Here is a 22,498-nt window from a genome sequence, read left to right on the forward strand (position 1 = left end):
AAGTTACGGGCTGCGAGTTTATAAAAACAGTAAGGCCGTGCAACGGTATATTGCACGGCCTTAATTAAATAGCCAATCAGTATTTTTTAATCAGTGGCGAGAACGCCAAACGATTTAGTGAAGTAATCGAGTTCTAATTGTGCCTTCAATAGCCTGTAATTCAATCAGTGCCTGATCTGCTTGATCTGAATCGACATCCATAACTACATATCCAATATCAGCTGTGGTTTGTAGGTACTGAGCAGCAATGTTGATGCCTTTCTCTGCAAATGCCAAGTTGATTTGGATCAAAATGCCGGGTCTGTTGCGGTGAATATGCAGTAAACGTGAGGCGCCTGAGTGAACCGCTAGTGATACTTCAGGGAAGTTAACCGCAGTCATTGTGGAGCCGTTGTCTGAATATTTGGCTAACTTACCGGCGACTTCGATGCCGATGTTTTCTTGCGCTTCGGCAGTACTACCACCAATGTGAGGTGTCAAAATAACGTTATCAAGCCCACGTAACGGACTGACAAATTCATCGGTATTTGATTTAGGCTCAACAGGGAAAACGTCAATCGCGGCGCCAGCAAGGTGTTCTTCTTTCAAGGCGGCAGCTAAGGCGTCAATGTCGACAACCGTGCCACGAGATGCGTTGATTAAAATGCTGCCTTTACGCATACAGGCAAGCTGTGCATGTGCAATCATCTCTTTAGTTTGTGGTGTTTCAGGTACGTGTAAACTGACTACATCAGCCAATGACATTAGCTGTTCCATTGAATGCACTTGCTGTGCATTGCCTAAAGGAAGCTTGTCTTCAATGTCAAAAAACATCACTCGCATACCCAAAGTTTCTGCCAAAATACCTAATTGGGTTCCGATGTGGCCATAGCCGATAACGCCCAGCGTTTTACCGCGAGCTTCAAAACTGCCAGTTGCACTTTTAAGCCAGCCACCGCGATGCGCTTTAGCATTGCGTTGTGGAATGCCGCGTAGCAACATAATGATCTCGCCAAGTACTAATTCAGCCACGCTACGGGTGTTGGAAAAAGGAGCATTAAAAACCGGAACACCTAGCTTTTCTGCAGCAGCTAAATTGACTTGATTGGTACCAATACAGAAGCAACCAATACCTACAATTTTGGCTGCGTGACTTAAAACTGCTTCAGTGAGCTGAGTGCGAGAGCGAATACCAACAAAATGGGCATCTTTGATTGCGGTGAGGAGTGCTTCTTCACTTAATGCCGCTTTATGGTATTCAATATTGGTGTAGCCCGCTCGTTCGAATACATCTACCGCAGATTGGTGGACGCCTTCCAACAGCAGGATTTTAATTTTATCCTTGTCCAGCGAGTGTTTTGCCATGACTTATGTACCCTTAATTGTTTATTAGTATTATGTCGTCTTAATGTCATCGTTTTTACGACAAATTTCAACTGCTAGCGCGCTTTAGGTATACTCTTATCCTTCAATAAGTAACCTAGCATTATTTTCGCTTGCTGTAGAGGGCTGGATGGCTAAAGTGTTTATTCTAAATCTAGAACAATATCTTATATAGGGGAGATATTTTGAATAAAAGAGTTTTATGGCTGGTGATTTTTTTTGTTGTCCTGATCTGGTCTGCCGTTGGCCCAAATGATCAGTTCACTTGGTTTTTAGAAGTGTTACCGGCGATAATCGCGTTACCGATCCTGATCTATACGCGTAATAGCTTTGCGCTGACGAGTTTAGCTTACGTACTCATACTGATCCATTGTGTGATATTAATGATTGGTGGGCATTACACTTATGCTGAAGTTCCATTGTTTGACTGGATAGCTGAATGGACGGGGAGCACTCGTAATAATTACGATAAAGTTGGGCATTTGGCGCAAGGCTTTATTCCCGCAATCTTAGCTCGAGAGCTTTATATACGTTTAGATGTGGTAAAAGTGGGTGCTTGGTGTAATTTTCTTGCTGTGTGCTTTGCGCTCGCATTTTCGGCATTTTATGAGCTAATAGAGTGGTGGGTTGCAGAGCTGACCGGTGAAGATGCTGAAGCGTTTCTCGGTACGCAAGGTTATGTATGGGACACACAATCAGACATGGCAATGGCGTTGGTCGGCGCGACTTTAGCGGTATTCATATTGAGCCGATACCATAACAAGTTAATCGCCGCCAAGATGGTTAAGTAAGCTTTTAATTTTAAACGGTAAAGTACAGTTTGAGCGGGGTCGTTAATAAATTAATGCAATTTGTTAAATGTTTTTGCCGCTCATACTTTATTACTCGAGCAACTCTAGGTAGACTGGCTTAGCTCTATTCGGTTCCATTGCTACAATGTGAGATTACGCGCCTTGGTCAATAGGGTCGTTAATGGATTAAGTAATACTTTTCAGGGAGAGAAGTGATGAATAATATTGATGAAATCGTATTTCTTCATCAGGTGGCTGCGCCGTGCCATCTGGCTATGCTTGCTGAGTCCATCGGGCTCGCTACCCGTGTTATTTCAGACATCGAACATCTGGAACCTACCTCCAACTGCAACAGCTTTTATTTTATCTCTCAACAAGGCGCTGCCGTTGATTGTAATGGGATCCCGTTAGTGGCTTCGAAATTAGTTAAGCATGTGCCGGTTGCACTTTATGATGTTGTTCGTGATTCGCTAGATGCTGAGTCAGCTTTGCTGCTAGGTGTAAGAGGCTTGCTATTTGCTGAGCAACGTATGGACTTACAGTTAACGGGTTTACGCAAGGTGGTGGCCGATGAGCTGTGGTATGACAGAACCTTAATTAGCCGGGTTTTTCGTCAATTAGTTAGTAACATTGAAACTCCTCAGCAACTATCAACGGAAGGTTCAGAGTCTTTTCAGCTATTAACTCGACGTGAAAAAACCATTATACAATTGGTTTCCAGTGGAGCGCGCAATAAAGAAATTGCTGAAAACTTATGTATTAGTGAGCACACGGTTAAAGCCCATATTTCATCAATTTTTAGAAAAACTCAGGCACGTAACCGAGTGGAGCTTTTGCGTTGGGCAGAACCTTTTCAAAATCAATTAAAACTGCATGCTGTTGGTTAAGTTCCTGAATGTTTGAATAAGCGGCCTTAAGGTCGTTTTTTTATACCTTAAGAAAGCTGCTTGAACTGGTTGGTGACTGTTTTGTTGGTTAAGTTATCTAGCGTTGGCTACCCACTCAGTACCTTTGTATGGAATAGGTATGATGTTGTACTAAAAATGGCTGTTAGATTAAGGTTTAACCACTAAGGCTTACTAATGGCGCTTAACGTTAACAAGTAGCGCTTTAAGTCATTAAAACTAAGTTATAAAACTCCATTTTCGTAATATGTAGATCATTTTGCTGCCGTTTAAATTATCATCGTTGCATAATTTATCAATTTTTGTCATTGCTGGTTTTTGCATTATGGCTTATTTTTAGGCGGTTACATCGTTATTTTTGCTATAGCTTGCTGAATATTTATTCAAAAATGGCGTATTTTTGTTGGCTTGAAGTTTTTTAATCAATTAGCAAGGCAAAAACATAACTTAAATTACATTATTGCATGCTATTTATTGCGCCTAAATTGCAGTTGTATACACTGCATTCATACCAAAAAATTTATACAGCAAAATGTATGAAAGTTTTCAACATTTTGACGATACGCATAGTCGATGCAGCTCGGTAGCATGAGTCACTATATGCGAGCTTGTATTTGTGCTGTGCTATTAATTAGCCGTTATATCTGCATGTTTTTTTGAGTCCTGTTTACCCTATGGCGCGTGTTTGAGCAAATAAGTTGAACGTGTAAACGTATCGACACCTAATACTAAGCTCAAACATGCGCCTATTCATTTGGTCATGCTGGCCTATTTTTGCTCGTGTTTTCCCCCCTTTAATTTACTTACTCAGTATTGAGTTGCACAGACTCAATTTAGTTGATCTTAGCGAGTGGCAGCTGTCGCAAAGTGTCTATTTTGCTACTTAAGCTGCAATGTTAGCTAAACTTATCTGTTTAAAGATGTTTACCGAAACAGTAAACTAACGCATATCGTTAACGCAATGGATGTCATATATGTCAATTTGGTTTAGACCCGTTACCCTAGAAGTGTGCAATAAAATGGATGTTGGAATGCACGGTAAAGGCACTTTGATGCAAACCTTGGGGATTGTAGTAACCGAAATTGGTGATGACTATATTAAGGCTACGATGCCGGCGTCGCCTGCAATACATAATCCATTAGGGATTGTTCATGGTGGGGCAAATGTGGCATTAGCAGAAACGGTTGCTAGTTATGCTGCCAACTTTGCTGTCGACTTTGAGCAATACTACTGCGTAGGGCAAGAGATTAATGCCAACCATTTAAAAGCATCGCGTAATGGCATCTTAACGGCTACAGCAAAGGCAGTACACCTTGGGAAGCGTAGTTCGGTATGGGAAGTGTTAGTGCATAATAGCGCTGGCGAACTATGCTGTATTTCACGCATGACGGCGGCTGTGGTTAAGCGTTAACGGTTTGCGAGTAGTATCATTATTTTTTTGAGTCACTAATTGTTGTAATTAGTTGGCTGTATTGATGCTCAATATCTTATTTTTATGAAGGTTAGTTATATGGATAGCGTGGTTATTTGGGAGTGGGTTGGATACTTGGCGTCGGTAGTGGTGGCGATATCACTGATGATGTCAGATATTAGAAAGCTCCGTTGGTGGAACTTGGTTGGGGCAGTATTATTCGTGGCTTATGGAGTGGCTATTAATGCGATCCCCGTTGCGCTAGTTAACTTTTTTATCGTGCTAATTAATGTTTACTATATCGTTAAACTTTACCGGGCAGAAAAAGTGAATCCAGCTTCTTAGCTGTTGTTTGATGACCCGAGATTGTCGGGTCATCAATTCGGTAAACCGTAAACTTCCCGTCATTTCAACTTACTCTTCCGTTTTGCCTTATCTGGTATTTCATCTGCTTAATCGTTTAACTTAATCGATTCTAATCGTTTTTAATCTTACTGTGCGATTGCTAATGTAACCTCATCAACAGCGAGTATGTTTTGTCTTTACCGCCATACCATTATTTTGTAAGGGGCGCGCATGACAGGTGTATTTGAGTTTATCGAAACTTGGTTGCACAGCAACCAAGGTCAAGGGATATTTATGAGTCAGCAAAACAAAGTACTTACAGCACAAAATGGCGCACCGATTAGTGATGATCAAAATTCAATTTCAGCGGGCGAACGTGGACCATTGTTGTTGCAAGATTGGCACCTAATTGAGAAATTGGCACACTTTAATCGTGAGCGGATCCCTGAGCGCGTCGTGCACGCTAAAGGCACTGGTGTATATGGTACGTTTACGCTGACAAAAGACTTAAGCGAATTTACGTTGGCCGACCACTTTAATGGGGTGGGCAAGCAGACTGAAACCTTTGTGCGCTTTTCAACTGTAGGTGGCGAAATGGGATCGGCTGATGCCGAGCGCGACCCTCGAGGTTTTGGTTTGCGCTTTTATACGCAGCGCGGAAACCACGATATTGTGGGTAATAATACGCCGACTTTCTTTTTGCGCGATGGCATTAAGTTTCCTGACTTTATCCATACCCAAAAGCGCCATCCACAAACGAATTTAAAAGATCCGCATGCGATGTGGGACTTTTGGGCGCTAAACCCTGAGGCGTTGCATCAAGTAACGGTGTTGATGTCTGATCGCGGCATACCAGCTAACTATCGTCAAATGCACGGGTTTGGCTCGCACACGTTCTCGTTTTGGAACGTCAAAGGTGAACGGTATTGGGTTAAGTTTCATTTTAAAACCCAGCAGGGTATTGCCAACTTAACGGCAGAGCAAGCTGATATTCTCAAAGGTATTGATCCTGATTCGTCACAACGCGATATGGTCGCTGCAATTGCTGATGGAAACTTCCCTAAGTGGACTGTCAAAGTGCAAATCATGCCAGAAGCTGAGGCAAACACTTATAAGATCAATCCATTTGATCTCACTAAAGTTTGGCCGCATGGTGATTACCCATTGATTGAAATTGGTGAGTTAGAGCTTAACCGCATGCCACAAAACTACTTTGCTGAGGTTGAGCAGGTTGCATTAGCTCCAAGCAACTTAGTGCCTGGGATCGGGGCGTCTCCTGACAAGATGTTGCAAGCACGCCTGTTTTCTTATGCTGATGCTCAGCGTTACCGTATTGGAACTAACTATAACCAGCTACCCGTTAACTGTCCGCATGCGACTACGGCAAACCATCATCAACGTGCAGGTGCAATGGCGGGCACTCAGTGTCCGTTTTCGGGGAGTCAAACAGGCGCGGATGCTAGCAGAAATTACGGCCCCAATAGCTATGATGGGTTGCAAGAGCAAACGCAGTTTTCCGAACCTCCTTTAAGGTTGGAAGGCGAGGCTGCTCGCTACAGCCGTTACAATCAAGATGACTTTAGCCAAGCAGGAGATCTATATCGTTTGCTACCCGCTGATGAAAAAACAAGATTGATAGCCAATATCGTTGATACTTTGAGTGTGGTGAGTGAGGCAACTCAACTTAAAATGGTAGCGCAGTTTACTGCCGCCGACAGCAACTATGGCCAGCGTGTTCAACAAGCATTGGGTTTGTAGTCAGAGTAAGCCAAACTAACAAAATTTAACGATTAAAAAAGCCTGTAGTGTAAACCGCTACAGGCTTTTTGTTATTGTCAGCCCAAGTGTTAGAGCAATAGCGTCGCCATACCCAGCAGTGCAAATAACACAGCGCAGCCACGATGGATCCACTGCAAGGGAAGTTTTTCGGCGCTAAAATGACCCGCTATCACTACTGGCACATTGGCAATGAGCATGCCGAGAGTGGTACCTAAGACAACCATGGCTAATGCATCGTATTTGGCCGATAACACCACTGTGGCTATTTGTGTTTTGTCGCCCATTTCGGCGATAAAAAACAAGATAAAAGTGGCCAATAAAGGCCCCATTGCATAAAAGCGACTTTCCTCGGCATCCACCTTGTCTGGGATCAGTACCCATAGCGCAATCGCAAAGAATGAGGCAGCGACCAAGTACTGGCCGAGTTCAGGGCTGATAAGCCCAATAGCCCATTGCCCTACCCAAGCAGCAGCAAAGTGGTTAGCTAAGGTTGCGAGCAGTATGCCTAAAATAATCGCAGTTTTGTTTTTAAATCTCGCCGCTAGAATCAAGGCGAGTAATTGTGTTTTATCACCAATTTCTGCAATGGCGACGGTTAAGGTAGAGGCAAGAAGCGCTTCCAAGAGGCTTATCCTAATTGCGGGGATTAAATACTCAGCACAGTGCACACTTCCCCAATTTTAGTGGCAATATGCTTAGAGCTCGCGATATTAGCCCTTTCTCAGTTGCGGCGCAAAGACGGCTCGCAGACCTATGTAGCAGGGGCAAAAGTATAGAGAATAACTAACCAATTTCAATCAAAATAAAAACTAGGGTTATGGCGACTCAACGGTGTTTAAAACAGTGAAAAGTAAATTAACTGTTGCTAAGGTTTTACGCTCATATTATGAAGCCGTGTTGAGTTGATTTTATGCTGCTCAGATGGCTTGCCGAGGGGGTTCGTAGCTGTTAATGTCGTTAACAGTCATTTTTTAGAGTATAGAGTCGTAATGAAGCAATTTTATCGATATTACCCACGATTTATAGAGCCTCAATGGTGTAGTAAATAACAGGTATATCCGTATTATTTAACTAAGCCGTTGGGGCCAATTGAAATCACTAAGGTTGATGATGACCTGATTCGATTGGAGGCTGTTAAATGCGTTGTTGATTTGCGTAAACCTCTGTGAAAGTCGTTCAAATCTGACCTACCAAAAAGAAATTATAAAATCTAACAGGACAATTTTGTGAACTCAAAAATACTTGGTTCAATAGCTATTGTAGCTGGAACCGCAATCGGTGGTGGCATGTTGGCATTGCCTCTTGCAACAGCGTCTTTAGGGGCGATACCTGCTTTACTACTACTTGTGGTGATTTGGGGGATATCGATTTACACCTCTTTATTGATGCTAGAAATTAATTTACGTGCTGGTGTTGGGCTTAATGTGCATTCCATTACTGGCAAAATATTAGGCAGAACCGGACAGCTTATTCAAGGTGGCTCGTTTCTCAGCTTGTTGTTTGCTTTAACTATGGTTTATCTGATGGGCGGCTCATCGTTGCTTGAATCAAAGATGGAACTTGTAGGCATGCAGATGGACAACCAACTTGCAGTACTGCTGTTTACCTTAGTGTTCGGTGGTTGTATTGCTGTGGGTGTACGCTGGGTAGATAAAATATCTCGAGTCCTATTTGGCTCAATGATCGCTTTGCTGGTGGTCGTCGTGGCTTATTTGTTGCCTGAAGTTAATATGGGCTTAATGCTGAATGATACAACTGCTGAGACTATCAGCCGTGGTGATTTAACCAATCTATGGCTAGCGGCTATACCGATTGTCTTCACTTCTTTTGGTTTCCATGTTTGTATTGCAACTATAGTACGTTATTTAGATGGTGATGCCGTATCGCTGCGTAAAGTGTTGATTATTGGGTCAACTATTCCATTGGTTTGCTACATTTTGTGGTTAATGGTCACGCTAGGTACGTTAGGCGGCCAAGTGGTTTACGGGTTTGAAGGCTCGTTACCTTTACTGGTAACTGCACTGCAAGGTGTTGCGGAATCATCTATTTTACAAAAGTTTATCGACCTATTTGCTAACTTAGCACTGGTGACCTCGTTCCTTGGTGTGACCATGAGCTTATTTGATTACGTGGCTGAATTGACACGAGCAAAGGATACCAAGCTTGGTCGTGCACAAACGTGGTTATTCACTTTTGTACCACCACTTCTGTGTGCCCTGTACTACCCTGATGGTTTCTTCCAGGTACTTGGCTTCGCCGCCATCCCGTTAGTGGTAATGATTATATTTTTACCCATCGCCATGGCGCTGCGCCAACGTAAGCAAAACTTAGGTGGCTACCAAGTTAGCGGTGGAACTGCGGCATTAACCATTACTGGTTTGCTGGGGTTAGGTATTATTGCTGCGCAACTTATGGTTGCGTTATAGGACGTGCTGAATAAAACGAGGTTCGCTTTGTAACAGATTAATACAAAGCCTATTTCTAGCCTAAACGATTGTGCTAAAGTCGAGCTCCAATATAATATTGGGCTCGGCTTTTTTGTTTTTCGGGCTAAAAAATAATGTGACTTGTGTAAAACAGCAAGCGAAAAATAACAATAAATTGAAATTATCAAAAATGGGAATTAAATGAAAAAGTGGCTTTTAACCGTCGCAATTGCAACCTCTTTTGGTGCGACTGCAGACGAAGGAATGTGGCAGCCTTATCAGCTTCCTGCTATGGCTGATGAGCTTAAAGCAAAGGGTTTAGAGATTGATGCTAACTCGATTTCAAAACTGACCGAATTTCCAATGAATGCGGTGATTAGCCTTGGCGGCTGTACGGCATCATTTGTCTCACCTAAGGGTTTAGTGGTTACCAACCATCACTGTGCTTACGGGTCTATTCAGTACAACTCAACCCCAGAAAAAAACCTTCTACGAGATGGCTTTTTAGCTAAATCTTTTGACGAAGAGCTGCCAGCAACACCTGGTTCTCGTGTTTTTGTCACTGAAGAAGTTAATAACGTCACCGACAGTGTTTTGTCTGGTATTGCCGATAAAACCGGTAATGACTTTTACCAAGCTATCGAGCTGAAAGAAAAAAGCTTAGTCGCCGAGTGTGAAAAGGAAGATGGTTACCGTTGTAAAGTTTACAGTTTTCATGGCGGGCTTGAATACTACCTTGTTAAGCAGATGGCGATCCGTGATGTGCGTTTAGTGTATAACCCAGCCGCGAGCGTGGGTAAATACGGTGGTGATGTTGATAACTGGATGTGGCCACGCCATACCGGTGATTTCTCTTTCTACCGTGCTTATGTGTCTAAAGACGGCAAACCGGCAGACTTTAGCGCCGATAACGTACCTTATGAGCCAAAGAGCTTTTTAAAGGTGTCGGCTAAAGGCGTGAGTGATGGCGATTTTGTTATGGTTGCGGGTTACCCTGGCCGTACTAACCGTTACCGCACCGCTAACGAAGTAGAAAATACGTTTGAATGGGCCTACCCTGAAGGCAAAATGCTACGAGAACGTTTTATCGAAATCATTAAGGAAACTGCACCTGAAGGTAGCGATGAGCGCATTAAGTACGAAAGCTTGATTGCTGGTTTAGCCAACTACGCCAAAAACTTTACCTCTATGATTGAGTTTTACGGTAAGTCGACGATGCTTGCAGATCGACAAGGTCGTGAAGCTGAGTTAACCGCATGGATTAATCAAAGTAGTGAACGTAAGGCTAAGTATGGCAAAACGCTTGCTAAGCTAGATAAGTTAGTTGCTGAAGGTAACGAGCACCAAGCGCGAGATATTATTCTTGGTTACATTGATTACACCACCATGTTGCCAACCGCCCGTAAGCTTTACCGTTTAGCGCATGAGAAAACGCTTGACGATATGGCGCGTGAGCCAGGTTACCAAACACGTGATATGACCGGCTTTAAATCAAGCATGGAGCGCATCGACCGTCGTTACGCTGCGAGTGTCGATAAAGCTATTTTGTTCGATATGTTGAGTCGTTACGCCGCATTACCAACCAGTGAGCGTATTAGTGCACTGGATAAAGCTTTTGGTATTGGGCAGCCGTTTGATGCTAAAAAGCTGCAAAAAACTCTAGATAAAATGTACGCCAATACAGAGCTTGATAAGCAAGATGTACGTTTGGCTTGGATGGATAAATCGGTTGCAGACTTTAAAAAGTCTAACGATCCTTTTATTCAGTTTGCTGTGGCGATGTATGACACCGACATGAAAGGCGAAGCGAAAGATAAAGAGCACGCTGGTGAGCTAATGAAAGTACGCCCGATGTACATGGATGCGATTATTGCTTACAACCGCGAGCAAGGTAAGCCTGTGTACGCCGATGCGAACTCAAGCTTGCGCGTGACCGTGGGCCACGTCAAAGGTTATTCACCACAAGATGGACTACAAGCGGTGCCGTTTACCCGTCTTGAAGGTATTTTGGCTAAATACACCGGAGTAGAGCCATTTGACGCACCGGCTAAAGAACTTGAGCTGATTAAGAATAAGCATTACGGCGATTATCATGTTAAGTCGTTAGATTCAGTACCCGTTAACTTCTTATCGACGCTAGACACCACCGGTGGTAACTCTGGCTCGCCGACCTTAAATGGCCGTGCTGAGTTAGTGGGTCTGCTGTTTGACGGCGTGTATGAAAGTATCATTGGTGACTGGGCTTACGACCCAAATAGCAATCGCTCTATTCAGCTTGATAGCCGTTATATGTTGTGGGTAATGAAGTACCTAGATAACGCAGATAACTTGCTAGAAGAAATGGAAATTGTTCATTAATTATTAATGCCAACATGAATGGTTAATGAAAAGCAAAAGCCGAAACAGTGAAATGTTTCGGCTTTTTTGTTAGTGCATTTGGGCAGTAAAGTGTACTAAGCGGTTGCTACGTTTAGGTCGCGTATCATGCCGTTTATGCTAAGCAACGTGGTTGAGTGCGCGAATCAGTATTGGCTTGAGCCTATATATCAAGACATGTGTGGCCTAAAGACTGCTGCAGTGTGGTTAATTCAGAATCAGTTAATTGGCGTCGCTGCCCTTCGGGTAAGTCACCCAAGCTTAAGCTTTGAATTGAGACCCGTTTTAGATCAATAACCTTAAAGCCAAGAGCTTGTGACATCCGCCTAATTTGTCTATTTAACCCTTGGGTCAGAATGATTTGGTAGCTATCTTCTGTTAAACGGCTGATTTTGCAAGGTCGTGTTGTGATGTCTTTATAGCTAACACCTGCAGCCATTTGCTGCAAAAAGTCATTATTAAAAGGGCGGTCGACTTTTACATGATAGGTTTTTATATGGCCAAAATCAGGGTGCATAAGCTGGTGGGTTAATTCACCATCATTGGTTAATAGCAGTAGGCCGCGTGAGTCTTTATCGAGTCGGCCAACAGGGTAAAGCCTTGGTGACTCAGGCAGTAAATGCAGCAAGCTATTAGGTAGGTGAGCCAATAAGCGACTGTCGGTACCAACGGCTTTATTGAATAGCCAATAGGCCTTAGTTTCGACGGTAGAGACACGGTTCCCATTAACGTATAACACTTCTTGGCATTGCTGCCCATTGGGGGTGTCAATTAAGGTAACGGTATCAATGTGGTTTGCTAAGCGGTCATCGATTACTACTTGGCCGTCTCGAATCATGCGCGTTGCGGCGCGACGAGAGCAGCAGCCGGTTAAAGCAAGGTATTTTGCGAGTCTCATGGTGAGGTTTAATGTGCTCCAACAAGGTAACGCTTCGATAATGCGAGGTTGTTTTTCATCGAGGCAGCTCTAACTGCCCAGGCTAAAGATAAGCACCATAGCATAATGCAGTTGGTCTGAAGCCATAAAGTGACCGCCATCCAACAAATATCTCCGTCAGCGTGACTACAGGGGGGAAAATCTAACGTATTCCAGTCAAGTTGCACACAAAGACTAATAGACGCATATAACCCCAAAATACTAAAGCCAAAAATAGGTCCTTTGCAAATAGCATTATGGCTGAACCGATCAATAACACTGACTAAATACATTAATACCGTACCAAGGAGCATTAAGGTAGACACAGTTCGATGCATATCAAGGTAGTTAATGGGGAACGCCCCAGCTAATAACACCATCATACCAACCCAGCCACCAATGAAGGATAGATAATGGCTTATGGTACTGTGTCTGAGTTGATAAAGGCCAAGCATAGCGAGCATGATACACAGCCCTGTTATTAAGAGTGCGATATTGTATACAAATGCATATTCAGCATTGACATAATCACCAAGAAAATCTGTGCGGAGATTAAAAACCTGCTGGCCAATCTCTTGGTATTTAGCCCAAACGCAGAATGAAATTCCTGCTGCGGCGATAAACGCCCCTAGAAATGTTCCTAACACGATAAAGCGGTATAAGTCATGCCGTGCTGTTTGATACTGAATTTTGTCGTCCATATCAATGTGCCATTGGTTGCGCCTGCAGTTTCATTATGGGTGATTGTTGGCCATAACGGTTATGCATTGGTCTCGTTTATAGTTAATTGTGTTAACTATGCACCCTTAACATCCTGTTAACAAGGTGCGGTTTGTAGAGGGAAGGCATGAACTGCGCTTAGTTGAAGCGATATGACGACTTTTACAATGAGTTATTGCGAGTGCAGGGGTTAATAATTTGGCATTGTAATGGGTTAAGTAGAAATAGGTTTTACGCTGCGCAAAACGAAAAAAGAGCACATTAAGGTGCTCTTTTTTAACTGCGTTAAGGTTTGCTATTTTCGTTTACGAAAAACAACAATCAATACGGCAACCACTGCGAGGATCATGCAGTACCAAGCGTGAGCTACCACTTCGAGCGGTGATAAGCTAAACGTTGATGCCACTAGAAGTGCTTGCGCGCCATAAGGGATCAAACCTTGAATAATACAAGAGAAGATATCTAAGATACTGGCGGCACGTTTTGGTGTAACGCCATGCTTTTGCGCTAAGTCTTTAGCAATATCACCCGTCACTACAATCGATACCGTATTATTAGCAACACAGGTGTTGGTTGCTGCAACAATACCCGCCATACCCAGTTCAGAAGCACGACATGACGCTTCGCCTTTCGCTTTTGAGAAGCGCGCAATGAGCTTTTCCACTTGCTTGCTGACAAAGGCTAATCCGCCTTGCTGTTGCATCAGCGCCGCTAAGCCACCGACGAGCATAGACAGAATAAAGATCTCCTGCATATTGCTAAAACCTGCGTAAATGTCTTGTCCAAATTGGATTACGCCGTAATCCATGGTCAGTAATCCAGTGACGCCCGCCAGTAAAATACCCACTGTAAGTACAACAAAAACGTTTATACCAACGACGGCTAAAAATAAAATTGTGAGGTAAGGGATAACCTTAATGAAGTCAATTTCTTGAGCGGCAACATCTGCCTGGCCTTGACCGACTAAAGTAAATATTACCAATGTAATGATTGATGCAGGGATAGAGAATATAAGGTTTTCTCTAAACTTATCTTTCATTTCACAGCCTTGAGTACGGGTGGCTGCAATGGTGGTGTCTGAAATAATAGACAAGTTGTCACCAAAAAGAGCACCTGAAATCACAGCGCCAGCCATAATCGCTAAGTCTATTTGTGCTTCGTTAGCCACGCCTAACGCTATCGGTGCGACTGCGGCAATCGTGCCCATTGAGGTACCCATTGCTGTGGCGATAAAAGCCGCAATAACAAAGAAACCCGGCAACAATAAGCTTGATGGTACCAGCGACAAACCAAGTGCGACGGTTGCGTCCACACCACCGGTAGCCTTAGCTACCGCTGCAAATGCACCTGCCAGTAAATAAATGATACACATCGCAATAATGTTGGAGTGACCAATGCCGGCTAAAAAGGTGTCTATTGATTGATTGAGCTTTTGCTTCGAAATTAAAATAGCGAAAATAATCGCTGGCAAAATAGCAACAACACTCGGTAATTGATAAAAGGCGAAGTCTACACCTTGGCTTTGAAAATAAACCCCAGCACCAATGAAGAGTGCAAGGAACAAGAATAGAGGAGTTAGCGCCAGAAACGATGGCGTTACTGAGTCAGTTGCTGGTGCTTTTGGGGCATGATTGGAATTAGTCAATGTTATCTCTCTTTATATTAAATCAGTCATCGAACCATTGTTCCCATCGCCCTCCTAGCTGGAACAAACTGTGGTCAAATTGAAAAAACACACAATGGTACATCTCAATAGACTAAAGCATATGAGATTGCGGCACATCTGTCAATTTAGACGTCTAGATGTTTTTACTGCTAAATGGCGTGTTTGGTTAAAGTTGTGACATAGGTTGGGTTAGCAACTGCTTTTTCAGTTAACACTTAATTTGCCAATACTACGCAAGCAATACAATTCGTTTACTGCAACACGCCAACTACGTTTGGCAGGCTGTTTAGGGTTAGGTGCAAATAGGCGCAGTGAAAAGCAATAGGATCAGGTGGTACGGCGATTCACACCTTACGGAGCGCTCGTGTGGCAGGTTGTCGGCAACACGTTGGTTTACAGTGTGTAAATAGTGAACGCTGTGGTGATAAAGTGCTAGTATAACGGCTTAATTATTTGCTTTGCCATGAGAGAGAACAATGCAACTAATGCATGTTGATAAAACTACTTACCGAAAAAACACCAATATCGTGATTGGCTCTTTTGTGGCGAGCTTAGCGATATTAGCATTGATATTTGGTGCGTTGTTGATTCACTTTTTTGGGGCTACAACCGTGACCGATGATGGATCAACCGGTAACTTTCATCTTAATTTTCTTGGGGTTATTTGCTCGCTACTAGTGTGTAGCATTGTGCTGCACTCACAAAAGCAAAGTCGCTTAATGCGTGAAGTCTATTATGTTTGGCAGTTAAAGCAGGTACAGAATCGAATTTACCGTAAGTTAGCAAACATCAAACGTGCTGCTGAGCATCATGACAAAAATGCGTTTATTATTTTGAGTTTTTACTTTGCAAGCCTAAAGCAGGTTTATACGCTAGACGACAATACGCTAACAATTTCGGCAGTTGAAAATGATCTCATCAAATTAAACGCTAGCATCGCGGCTCAAGGGCTCAGCGTGTCGATTGAAGAGTTTGAAGTTGCATTGCTGGACAAGATTTAGATAAGAGGTAAATCGCTGTTATTGCTTAATTTTACTTTTACCATCGCTTTTCTATTTTATGGCGACAAATTTTAAATTTTATTTAGACTTCTAGATGGCCGTTTGTTATGTTGGTCCTTAATTCAAATGCAATGGGAATAGCTGGCATGAAACTCGAATCTTTAGCACTACATCACGGTTATGAATCGGAAGCGACAACCAAAGCCGCAGCTGTGCCTATTTACCAAACTACCTCTTATACGTTTGATGATACCCAACACGGCGCTGATCTATTTGATCTTAAAGTACCTGGTAACATCTACACCCGTATTATGAACCCAACCAATAATGTTTTAGAGCAACGTATAGCAGCCATTGAAGGTGGAATTGCAGCGTTGGCCCTAGCCTCGGGCATGGCAGCGATTACTTACGCTATCCAAGCGCTCACCCAAGTTGGTGATAACATTGTCAGCACGAGCCAACTTTATGGTGGCACCTACAATTTATTTGCTCATACTTTGCCAAGACAAGGTGTTGAAGTACGTATGGCTGGGTTTGATGAGTTCGATAAGCTCGATGCGCTTATTGATGATAAAACCAAAGCACTTTTCTGTGAGTCGATTGGCAACCCTGCCGGCAATATTGTTGATATCCAGCGGTTAGCTGAAATCGCTCACAAACATGGGGTGCCGTTAATTGTAGACAACACGGTTGCAACTCCCGTGTTATGTAAACCGTTTGAATACGGCGCAGATATTGTGATTCATTCGCTGACTAAATACATAGGCGGCCATGGTACTACCATTGGTGGTGCCATTGTAGATAGCGGCAAGTTTGACTGGGCTGCTCAGCCTAAGCGTTTTGCGCTGCTTAATGAGCCTGATCCTTCCTATCATGGTGTGGTTTATACCGAGGCTTTTGGACCGGCAGCGTTTATTGGCCGTTGTCGTGTTGTACCACTACGTAATACTGGGGCTGCGCTATCACCCCAAAGCGCATTTCTACTGCTGCAAGGCTTGGAAACATTAGCGTTAAGAATGGAGCGCCATTGTGAAAATGCATTAGCCTTAGCAGAGTTTTTAGAAGCGCATCCTAAAGTTAAATGGGTTAATTACGCAGCGTTACCTAACAGTCCATTTAAGGATAACTGCGATAAAATCACCGGTGGTAAAGCATCTGGAATTATCAGCTTTGGTATTAATGCCGATGACAGTAAGCTGGCTGGTGGGCGGTTTATTGATGCACTGCAGATGGTTTTACGGTTAGTCAATATTGGCGATGCTAAGTCATTAGCCTGTCACCCAGCATCAACCACGCATCGGCAATTAGATGCGGTTGAACTAGCTAAAGCGGGTGTATCTGAAGATCTTGTGCGGATCTCTGTCGGTATTGAGCATATCGATGACATTATTGCTGATGTCGCTCAAGCGTTAGAGAGTGCGTGTTAACTCCGTCACTTATTGAGTAAAAAGGTTAGCAATAATTGCTAGCCTTTTTTATTGTAAATCCTGTTGTCTAACTCCTGTTTTATAGTGTTGAACACTATAAAATTGGCATAATGCCAAATTTTTGACGCTAACAGGCTCAATTTGATACTTGATGAGATATTTATGTTCTCGATCTCTAACCTAGTTAGTGAAGACTAATTATATATGCTGAGTATACAATACTATACAGTATGATATTCTGTTCTTAAATTAGCCAGTAAGAGTTATTCAGTCTCGCTGAATACGCACATGAAAATATTAACCACCACCTTTACCACTCTTATTGTCATCTTTTGCAGCGTATTGCATCACGCACAAGCAAATGACGCTTTGGCGTATTTAACTGCATCGACCGAGCATGTTTCTCCAGAAGTGGCGCTGAGCCTTTTAGACCGCTTTGATGCTGAAAATAAGCTGTTAAGCCCAGACGACCATGCGCAGTATTATTTTTTGTATGGCCAAAAATATGAAAAAAACCGTCAATTGGACTTAGCAATTGAAAGTTATGATAAGGCTATAGCGTTTGTAGAGTCACTGCCGGTATCTGACATTTTGATAGACAGTTATCTTGAGCGTTCTTTTGTCGTGTATTTGCAAACAAACGATCCCGCCACATATTGTATCGATCGGCGTAAAGCCTTGGCGTATGCAAGGCAGCATACAAACGCAACATTATTAGCTAAAACACTGACTCAAAATGCTTTTTGCTATAACACTGCATTGACCGTTCATAAAGGGATAGCCCTGCTTGATGAAGCGATGGTGATTGTTGATAAAAGTGACAAATTAGATGTAAATCGTAAGGCGCTAATTTATAACGCAACGGGTAGTCTTTATCGCACCGTTGGCTTGCATAAACGTGCTTATGAAAACTTTAATAAAGCTTACTTGATCTGGCAGGAAGCTGCCGACATACAAGATATGTTTAACATGCAACATAATATGCTCAGTTCGGCAATAAAACTGAGCGATTGGGATAAAGCCAATGCCAACTCTGCGGTGCAGTTTGAATTAGCGCAATCCTCCCCCCAATTTGAAGATTTTTATTTTTTCGCCCATCTCAATGCAGGCCGAATAGAACTTGGTCGTCTAGATTATGCTGCCGCTATTTCACATTTAGAGGCTGCTGTTTCACGCGTCGATAGCACTCAAGAACAATACTTTATTAGTAGTAGCCATCTATTTTTGGCGCAGGCTTACATGCGAGTTGGTGAGCCAGAAAAAGCAGCTAAAATGGCACGTTTGTTTCAACAAAATAAAGCTTTTCCTAGCAATATGCGCAGTATGTTTTTATCTGCTGATGCGATTATGGCTTTTGATAAGCAAGAATATTTAGTAGCCATCAATACGCTATTTCAATTAATAGATGAAGAGCGGGAACAAAATAGAAAAATTATTCAAAACGAAGTCATTGTTACGGCGTTAGTGCATAACTCAAAGTTAGCGGACTTTGAAAATGAGCTATTAGCTAATCAGTTATCAATTAATAAGTTGAAACTATCGGCAGCCAAAGATAAAGAACGGATCAACGAGCTCAAAGTCAGCTTGTTTATCTTGATCGGTACTGTGCTGCTGGCAATGGTTTTCTTTTTGTTGCATTCACGCGAAACCTTTAAACGTAGTTCGCAAACAGATTTTTTAACCGGCATTGCCAACCGTGGTTACACCATTAATAAAGGTGAACGACTGATCGCCAGATCGTTGCGCAAAGGCCAATCTGCCTCAGTTATCATTTTCGATATTGATAATTTTAAGGCGATCAATGATCAATATGGACACCATATTGGCGATCAGGCGATTCAAGCAGTCACCATGAGAGCTGAGCGTTGGTTGAAAAGTCAGGATCTAGTTGGCCGGATCGGCGGTGAAGAGTTTTTAATTGTACTGCCCAACACTAATGAAGCAGAAGCTCTTGCCATTGCAGATCGCATTCGAAGTGCTATTGCCATGGAGCCTTGTAACTTTGCAGACATCACTATCGAGTTTACCGTCAGCCTGGGAGTTGCAGTATTAAGCGATGAAGTCTCAAGTCTTGGCGAGTTGATGAAAGAAGCAGATAAAGCGCTTTATAAAGCTAAGTTTTTAGGTAAAAACCGAGCTCATCTCGCCAAAAGTATACCGAATAACAGCGTCAACCAGGTTGCTTAGTCGCTAATTATCATGTTTGTGTCACCCTAGTTATCCGTGCTTTGCAGCGATAAGTTTATTGTTTATCGCTGCAAATAAAATCACGCCTTCCTTCTTAACTGCGCATATTTGTTGTTTGGCGCCATTTTGCTAAAACAGCATTTAGCGCTTCCATCTGCTTTGACTTGTATTACCCCATTTGTTTGCTATGTTTTTTATTCAGTCGTTACCGTTTTGCAATTAAGGTCGGTGAAGCCGATTACCTGTACAACAAGAGCTTAATGGTAAATTGTAAGCATGGATAGATAACCAAGGTTGGAGACTTTATGAATAAAGTTCTGGCGGCACTTTTCTTCGTCGTCATGATTTATGCACCCAATGGCATGGCGATTGAAGTGTATAAAGATGACAAAAATGCATTAGAAATTGGTGGCTTTGTTGGTGCCAGGGTCATCAACACTCAAGGGGTTACCGAGGTCGTCAATGGCAGCACTCGAATTAACTTTGGTTTTACGCGCGATATGTCCCATGACTGGAAAACATTTGTAAAATTTGAATGGGGCATTAACCCATTTGGCAATTCGAGCATTTCATACAGCAGTGAGAGTAATTTTGAGACCGAAAGCGGTGATTTTCTCAATAACCGCCTTGGTTACATTGGGGTTAGCCACGCAGATTACGGTTCTATCTCGGTTGGTAAACAGTGGGGAGCATGGTACGACGTCGTGTATAACACCAATTATGGCTATGTTTGGGACGGTAATGCATCGGGAACCTACACCTACAATAAATCTGATGGTGCTATTAATGGTACTGGCCGCGGCGATAAGAGCATTCAATACCGTAATCGCTGGGGCAATTTAAGTATTGCAGTGCAGATGCAGCTAAAAAGCAGCACGGTTGAAATAGAGGAAGATGGCACTAATGACCCAGATCAGCTTGTGATGGCGCAATACGACAACACGTATGGTTTGGGGTTAACCTACCAAGCGACAGATAAGTTGGTCATTACGGCAGGCGGTAACTTTGGGGAACCTGAAGGCACGACTGCCAGCGGCCAGATCGTTGCCGAAACGGATTATATTTACGGTGCAGGCTTAACTTGGGGGACTTGGGACGATTACGGTTTTTATGCTGCCATGAACGTAAACCAAAATGAATTTCATGACACTGATAACTTAGGCCGGTTTTTGCAAGACGCCGCAGGTCTTGAAACAATAGCGGCTTACTATTTCGACAACAATATTAGGCTATTGGCTTCTTATAATGTGTTAGAAGCTGGCGATGATTATCAAGCTGCAAATGACGGCGATGTTTTTAAGCGCCAATTTGCTTTTGCTGGTGTTCATTATATTTGGGATCGAAGCGTAGTGTTTTATTTGGAAGGGCGAATCGACTTTAGTGATTTTAGTAGTAGTGACCCTGAAACAGAAGCGATGCAATCGCTATCTGAAGATGATGGTATAGCTATTGGTATTCGGTATACGTTGTAACCGTAGGGCAGCGAACGAGCGATGCTCGTTCGCGTAAATATGGTTTAAAAATTTAAGGGCTAACTTGGCTTACCATGCCATTTATAAGTGATAGTTCACTTTAAGCGGTAAGTCACTTCGACTCTATCTTGGATTGTCACTTGCCCTTGTTGGTAGCTCTTTGATACATCGTAGTGACTACTTTCTGCATTCATTCTCATCATAATTGGTTGTACTGCGCGTTGGTCTAAATAGCGAATTTTCCATACTCCGTCCAGCACTTCACCAAAACCCTGAGCCAATTGGCTGGCCTTTTGTTGAGCGTCTTTAATGGCCGCCTGACGAGCTTGTTGTTGGTATTGTTCTACTTTACTTGAGCTTAACGCGATATTGTTTATGCGGTTAATCCCTTGCTCAAGTGCAGTGTCTAAAATGTCGTTTAGCTTGGTTAGATTATTGATGGTCACGCTAACGCGGCGATTAGCACTATAACCAATAAGCGTATTTTGTTGGTCTTTTTCATATTGGTACTGAGGTTGTAAGTTGATGTTTGCGCTTTGTATTAAGTTGCTACTCACACCCGCTTGGGTTAAACGTTCAACAAATTTTGCTACCGCGAGATCTGATGCCGTTTTGGCTGCAGTTGCCGTTTTGGCTTTTATACTTACCTCTACATTGACAACGGCCATGTCGGCCGGAGCGACTATTTTACTGGTGCCTATAGTTTCGAGATGAGCAAAATCTGGCTCTGCAGCTATGGCATGTGTTGCAGTACTCGTCGATAGAATTAGACCTGAAACTAACGTAATGAGCGTGAAATTTTGCATAGAGCCTCCGGCGGTCGACTGATATCAGCCGAGGTTAAATTTGATGCTATTTAACACTATAAACCAATGTAATTGATACGAAGGTTAATTATATTTTATTTGGTAATAGGGTTAAATCTTTATGCATGCCGTTGCATCTTCAAACAGGTGTTAACGCCAGTGGGTGCTGGTGGAGTTTTATTGACAACATTTTACAGTGGTTTACTTAAGCGGCCATCTTGAATACAAACGGTTAGTTATAATGATGACTCAAATTTAAAGGAGCCATCTTATGCCACGTATCTCTATTGTCATTACACTGTTGTTAGGTCTTTCAAGTATGAACGTACTTGCTGAAGGTCGGCCTGATCCAGCGCAAATGCTTGCTAAGTTAACCCAGGAGCTAAGCTTAACCGATGAGCAGCAAACTGAAACTGCAGCTTTGATGGAGCAATTTCATTCAGAAGCCGAGCAACTACGCGAAAGTGGTGGTGATCGTCGTGAGCAACGTGATCAAATGAAAGCCATTGCTGAAGAGCGAGACAGTAATATGGAGCAGATCTTAGATGCCGATCAATATGAACAGTATCAAGAAATGATGTCACAGATGCAGGCGCAAATGAAAAACCGTCGTGGCCCAAGAAATTAATTCAAAGCAATTTGGCCCGAAGTGACGCAGCGATACATACACAACTGATAAAGCGCCTTTAGGGGCGCTTTAGCATATATTTTGTTAATGAGCTGCCGCGCCATAATGGTGGTAACCGTTATTCATAGGCTATCAACGCTACCCATATAACTCCTAGCAATTGCCGCTAAGGTTTCATCCAGTCTCAACCCTTGCCCTTTACTCTGTCTCACCTCGCTATTGCAACTGTGGGCGATCTTACTGAAATCGTATACTGCGCAGTTTGTCGTTCCCGTATTT

18 protein-coding genes are annotated in these 22,498 nt (G+C 42.9%); 12 read left to right on the forward strand and 6 right to left on the reverse strand.

Features of this window, described 5'->3' with window-relative positions:
* Nucleotides 1–114: 114 nt before the first annotated feature.
* On the reverse strand, nucleotides 115–1,344 hold the full coding sequence (gene serA / locus RGE70_RS01975; RefSeq protein WP_310469884.1) for a phosphoglycerate dehydrogenase: 1,230 nt from the start codon (nucleotides 1,342–1,344) through the stop codon (nucleotides 115–117).
* Between the two features lie 203 nt (nucleotides 1,345–1,547).
* Here serA and RGE70_RS01980 point away from each other — a divergent pair, with 203 nt between their 5' ends.
* The 5 genes from RGE70_RS01980 to katB all read left to right on the forward strand — a co-directional run bounded on the left by RGE70_RS01980 (nucleotide 1,548) and on the right by katB (nucleotide 6,573).
* Nucleotides 1,548–2,153, forward strand: a complete 606-nt coding sequence (locus tag RGE70_RS01980; RefSeq protein WP_310469885.1) for a DUF2238 domain-containing protein — start codon at nucleotides 1,548–1,550, stop codon at nucleotides 2,151–2,153.
* Nucleotides 2,154–2,368: 215 nt separating this feature from the next.
* Nucleotides 2,369–3,040 carry a helix-turn-helix transcriptional regulator gene (locus RGE70_RS01985; protein WP_310469886.1) on the forward strand — a complete coding sequence of 224 codons (672 nt, stop codon included), beginning with the start codon at nucleotides 2,369–2,371 and terminating at the stop codon, nucleotides 3,038–3,040.
* A gap of 992 nt (nucleotides 3,041–4,032) precedes the next feature.
* Nucleotides 4,033–4,470, forward strand: a complete 438-nt coding sequence (locus RGE70_RS01990; protein ID WP_310469887.1) for a PaaI family thioesterase — start codon at nucleotides 4,033–4,035, stop codon at nucleotides 4,468–4,470.
* Nucleotides 4,471–4,569: 99 nt separating this feature from the next.
* Nucleotides 4,570–4,815 carry a YgjV family protein gene (locus RGE70_RS01995; protein WP_310469888.1) on the forward strand — a complete coding sequence of 82 codons (246 nt, stop codon included), beginning with the start codon at nucleotides 4,570–4,572 and terminating at the stop codon, nucleotides 4,813–4,815.
* A gap of 294 nt (nucleotides 4,816–5,109) precedes the next feature.
* Nucleotides 5,110–6,573: a catalase KatB gene (gene katB / locus RGE70_RS02000; protein ID WP_310472891.1), complete on the forward strand. Its 1,464-nt coding sequence runs from the start codon at nucleotides 5,110–5,112 to the stop codon at nucleotides 6,571–6,573.
* An 89-nt stretch (nucleotides 6,574–6,662) separates the two neighbouring features.
* Here katB and RGE70_RS02005 read toward each other — a convergent pair whose 3' ends face one another.
* The gene (locus tag RGE70_RS02005; RefSeq protein WP_310469889.1) at nucleotides 6,663–7,217 is read right to left on the reverse strand and encodes a TMEM165/GDT1 family protein; all 555 of its coding nucleotides are present in this window, start codon (nucleotides 7,215–7,217) and stop codon (nucleotides 6,663–6,665) included.
* A gap of 603 nt (nucleotides 7,218–7,820) precedes the next feature.
* Between RGE70_RS02005 and RGE70_RS02010 the strand changes: the two genes are divergently transcribed.
* Together RGE70_RS02010 and RGE70_RS02015 are read left to right on the forward strand one after the other, a co-directional pair.
* The gene (locus tag RGE70_RS02010; RefSeq protein WP_310469890.1) at nucleotides 7,821–9,020 is read left to right on the forward strand and encodes an amino acid permease; all 1,200 of its coding nucleotides are present in this window, start codon (nucleotides 7,821–7,823) and stop codon (nucleotides 9,018–9,020) included.
* Between the two features lie 201 nt (nucleotides 9,021–9,221).
* Complete coding sequence (locus RGE70_RS02015) at nucleotides 9,222–11,378, forward strand: S46 family peptidase (RefSeq protein WP_310469891.1); 2,157 nt, start codon at nucleotides 9,222–9,224, stop codon at nucleotides 11,376–11,378.
* 181 nt (nucleotides 11,379–11,559) lie between these two features.
* Here the strand turns inward: RGE70_RS02015 and RGE70_RS02020 are convergent, their stop codons facing one another.
* From RGE70_RS02020 to RGE70_RS02030, 3 genes are all read right to left on the reverse strand, one after another.
* On the reverse strand, nucleotides 11,560–12,294 hold the full coding sequence (locus tag RGE70_RS02020) for a 23S rRNA pseudouridine(2604) synthase RluF (RefSeq protein WP_310469892.1): 735 nt from the start codon (nucleotides 12,292–12,294) through the stop codon (nucleotides 11,560–11,562).
* An 8-nt stretch (nucleotides 12,295–12,302) separates the two neighbouring features.
* Nucleotides 12,303–13,013 (reverse strand): DUF998 domain-containing protein, encoded by a 711-nt coding sequence (locus RGE70_RS02025; RefSeq protein WP_310469893.1) that lies wholly within the window; start codon nucleotides 13,011–13,013, stop codon nucleotides 12,303–12,305.
* A 314-nt stretch (nucleotides 13,014–13,327) separates the two neighbouring features.
* On the reverse strand, nucleotides 13,328–14,677 hold the full coding sequence (locus tag RGE70_RS02030; protein ID WP_310469894.1) for a Na+/H+ antiporter NhaC family protein: 1,350 nt from the start codon (nucleotides 14,675–14,677) through the stop codon (nucleotides 13,328–13,330).
* 497 nt (nucleotides 14,678–15,174) lie between these two features.
* Here RGE70_RS02030 and RGE70_RS02035 point away from each other — a divergent pair, with 497 nt between their 5' ends.
* The 4 genes from RGE70_RS02035 to RGE70_RS02050 all read left to right on the forward strand — a co-directional run bounded on the left by RGE70_RS02035 (nucleotide 15,175) and on the right by RGE70_RS02050 (nucleotide 20,785).
* Nucleotides 15,175–15,699 (forward strand): DUF3087 family protein, encoded by a 525-nt coding sequence (locus tag RGE70_RS02035; protein ID WP_310469895.1) that lies wholly within the window; start codon nucleotides 15,175–15,177, stop codon nucleotides 15,697–15,699.
* A gap of 146 nt (nucleotides 15,700–15,845) precedes the next feature.
* Nucleotides 15,846–17,126 (forward strand): O-acetylhomoserine aminocarboxypropyltransferase/cysteine synthase family protein, encoded by a 1,281-nt coding sequence (locus tag RGE70_RS02040; protein WP_310469896.1) that lies wholly within the window; start codon nucleotides 15,846–15,848, stop codon nucleotides 17,124–17,126.
* A gap of 288 nt (nucleotides 17,127–17,414) precedes the next feature.
* Nucleotides 17,415–19,313, forward strand: a complete 1,899-nt coding sequence (locus tag RGE70_RS02045) for a diguanylate cyclase (protein ID WP_310469897.1) — start codon at nucleotides 17,415–17,417, stop codon at nucleotides 19,311–19,313.
* 305 nt (nucleotides 19,314–19,618) lie between these two features.
* On the forward strand, nucleotides 19,619–20,785 hold the full coding sequence (locus tag RGE70_RS02050) for a porin (RefSeq protein ID WP_310469898.1): 1,167 nt from the start codon (nucleotides 19,619–19,621) through the stop codon (nucleotides 20,783–20,785).
* 95 nt (nucleotides 20,786–20,880) lie between these two features.
* Here RGE70_RS02050 and RGE70_RS02055 read toward each other — a convergent pair whose 3' ends face one another.
* Nucleotides 20,881–21,591 (reverse strand): oxidative stress defense protein, encoded by a 711-nt coding sequence (locus RGE70_RS02055; protein ID WP_310469899.1) that lies wholly within the window; start codon nucleotides 21,589–21,591, stop codon nucleotides 20,881–20,883.
* Between the two features lie 271 nt (nucleotides 21,592–21,862).
* Between RGE70_RS02055 and RGE70_RS02060 the strand changes: the two genes are divergently transcribed.
* Nucleotides 21,863–22,219, forward strand: coding sequence for a hypothetical protein (locus RGE70_RS02060; protein ID WP_310469900.1), 357 nt, complete (start codon nucleotides 21,863–21,865; stop codon nucleotides 22,217–22,219).
* Nucleotides 22,220–22,498: the final 279 nt, after the last annotated feature.

The organism is Shewanella youngdeokensis, assembly GCF_033180165.1.
Classification (GTDB): Bacteria; Pseudomonadota; Gammaproteobacteria; order Enterobacterales; family Shewanellaceae; genus Shewanella; species Shewanella youngdeokensis.

What these genes read in the sequence shown, in the direction of transcription:
- RGE70_RS02060 (WP_310469900.1), top strand. Translation starts at nt 21,863, where the DNA reads ATGCCACGTATCTCTATTGTCATTACACTGTTGTTAGGTCTTTCAAGT.
- RGE70_RS02035 (WP_310469895.1), top strand. Translation starts at nt 15,175, where the DNA reads ATGCAACTAATGCATGTTGATAAAACTACTTACCGAAAAAACACCAAT.
- RGE70_RS02045 (WP_310469897.1), top strand. Translation starts at nt 17,415, where the DNA reads ATGAAAATATTAACCACCACCTTTACCACTCTTATTGTCATCTTTTGC.
- RGE70_RS02015 (WP_310469891.1), top strand. Translation starts at nt 9,222, where the DNA reads ATGAAAAAGTGGCTTTTAACCGTCGCAATTGCAACCTCTTTTGGTGCG.
- katB (WP_310472891.1), top strand. Translation starts at nt 5,110, where the DNA reads ATGAGTCAGCAAAACAAAGTACTTACAGCACAAAATGGCGCACCGATT.
- RGE70_RS02055 (WP_310469899.1), bottom strand. Translation starts at nt 21,591, where the DNA reads ATGCAAAATTTCACGCTCATTACGTTAGTTTCAGGTCTAATTCTATCG.
- RGE70_RS02025 (WP_310469893.1), bottom strand. Translation starts at nt 13,013, where the DNA reads ATGGACGACAAAATTCAGTATCAAACAGCACGGCATGACTTATACCGC.
- RGE70_RS01995 (WP_310469888.1), top strand. Translation starts at nt 4,570, where the DNA reads ATGGATAGCGTGGTTATTTGGGAGTGGGTTGGATACTTGGCGTCGGTA.
- RGE70_RS01990 (WP_310469887.1), top strand. Translation starts at nt 4,033, where the DNA reads ATGTCAATTTGGTTTAGACCCGTTACCCTAGAAGTGTGCAATAAAATG.
- RGE70_RS01985 (WP_310469886.1), top strand. Translation starts at nt 2,369, where the DNA reads ATGAATAATATTGATGAAATCGTATTTCTTCATCAGGTGGCTGCGCCG.
- serA (WP_310469884.1), bottom strand. Translation starts at nt 1,344, where the DNA reads ATGGCAAAACACTCGCTGGACAAGGATAAAATTAAAATCCTGCTGTTG.
- RGE70_RS02020 (WP_310469892.1), bottom strand. Translation starts at nt 12,294, where the DNA reads ATGAGACTCGCAAAATACCTTGCTTTAACCGGCTGCTGCTCTCGTCGC.
- RGE70_RS02040 (WP_310469896.1), top strand. Translation starts at nt 15,846, where the DNA reads ATGAAACTCGAATCTTTAGCACTACATCACGGTTATGAATCGGAAGCG.
- RGE70_RS02050 (WP_310469898.1), top strand. Translation starts at nt 19,619, where the DNA reads ATGAATAAAGTTCTGGCGGCACTTTTCTTCGTCGTCATGATTTATGCA.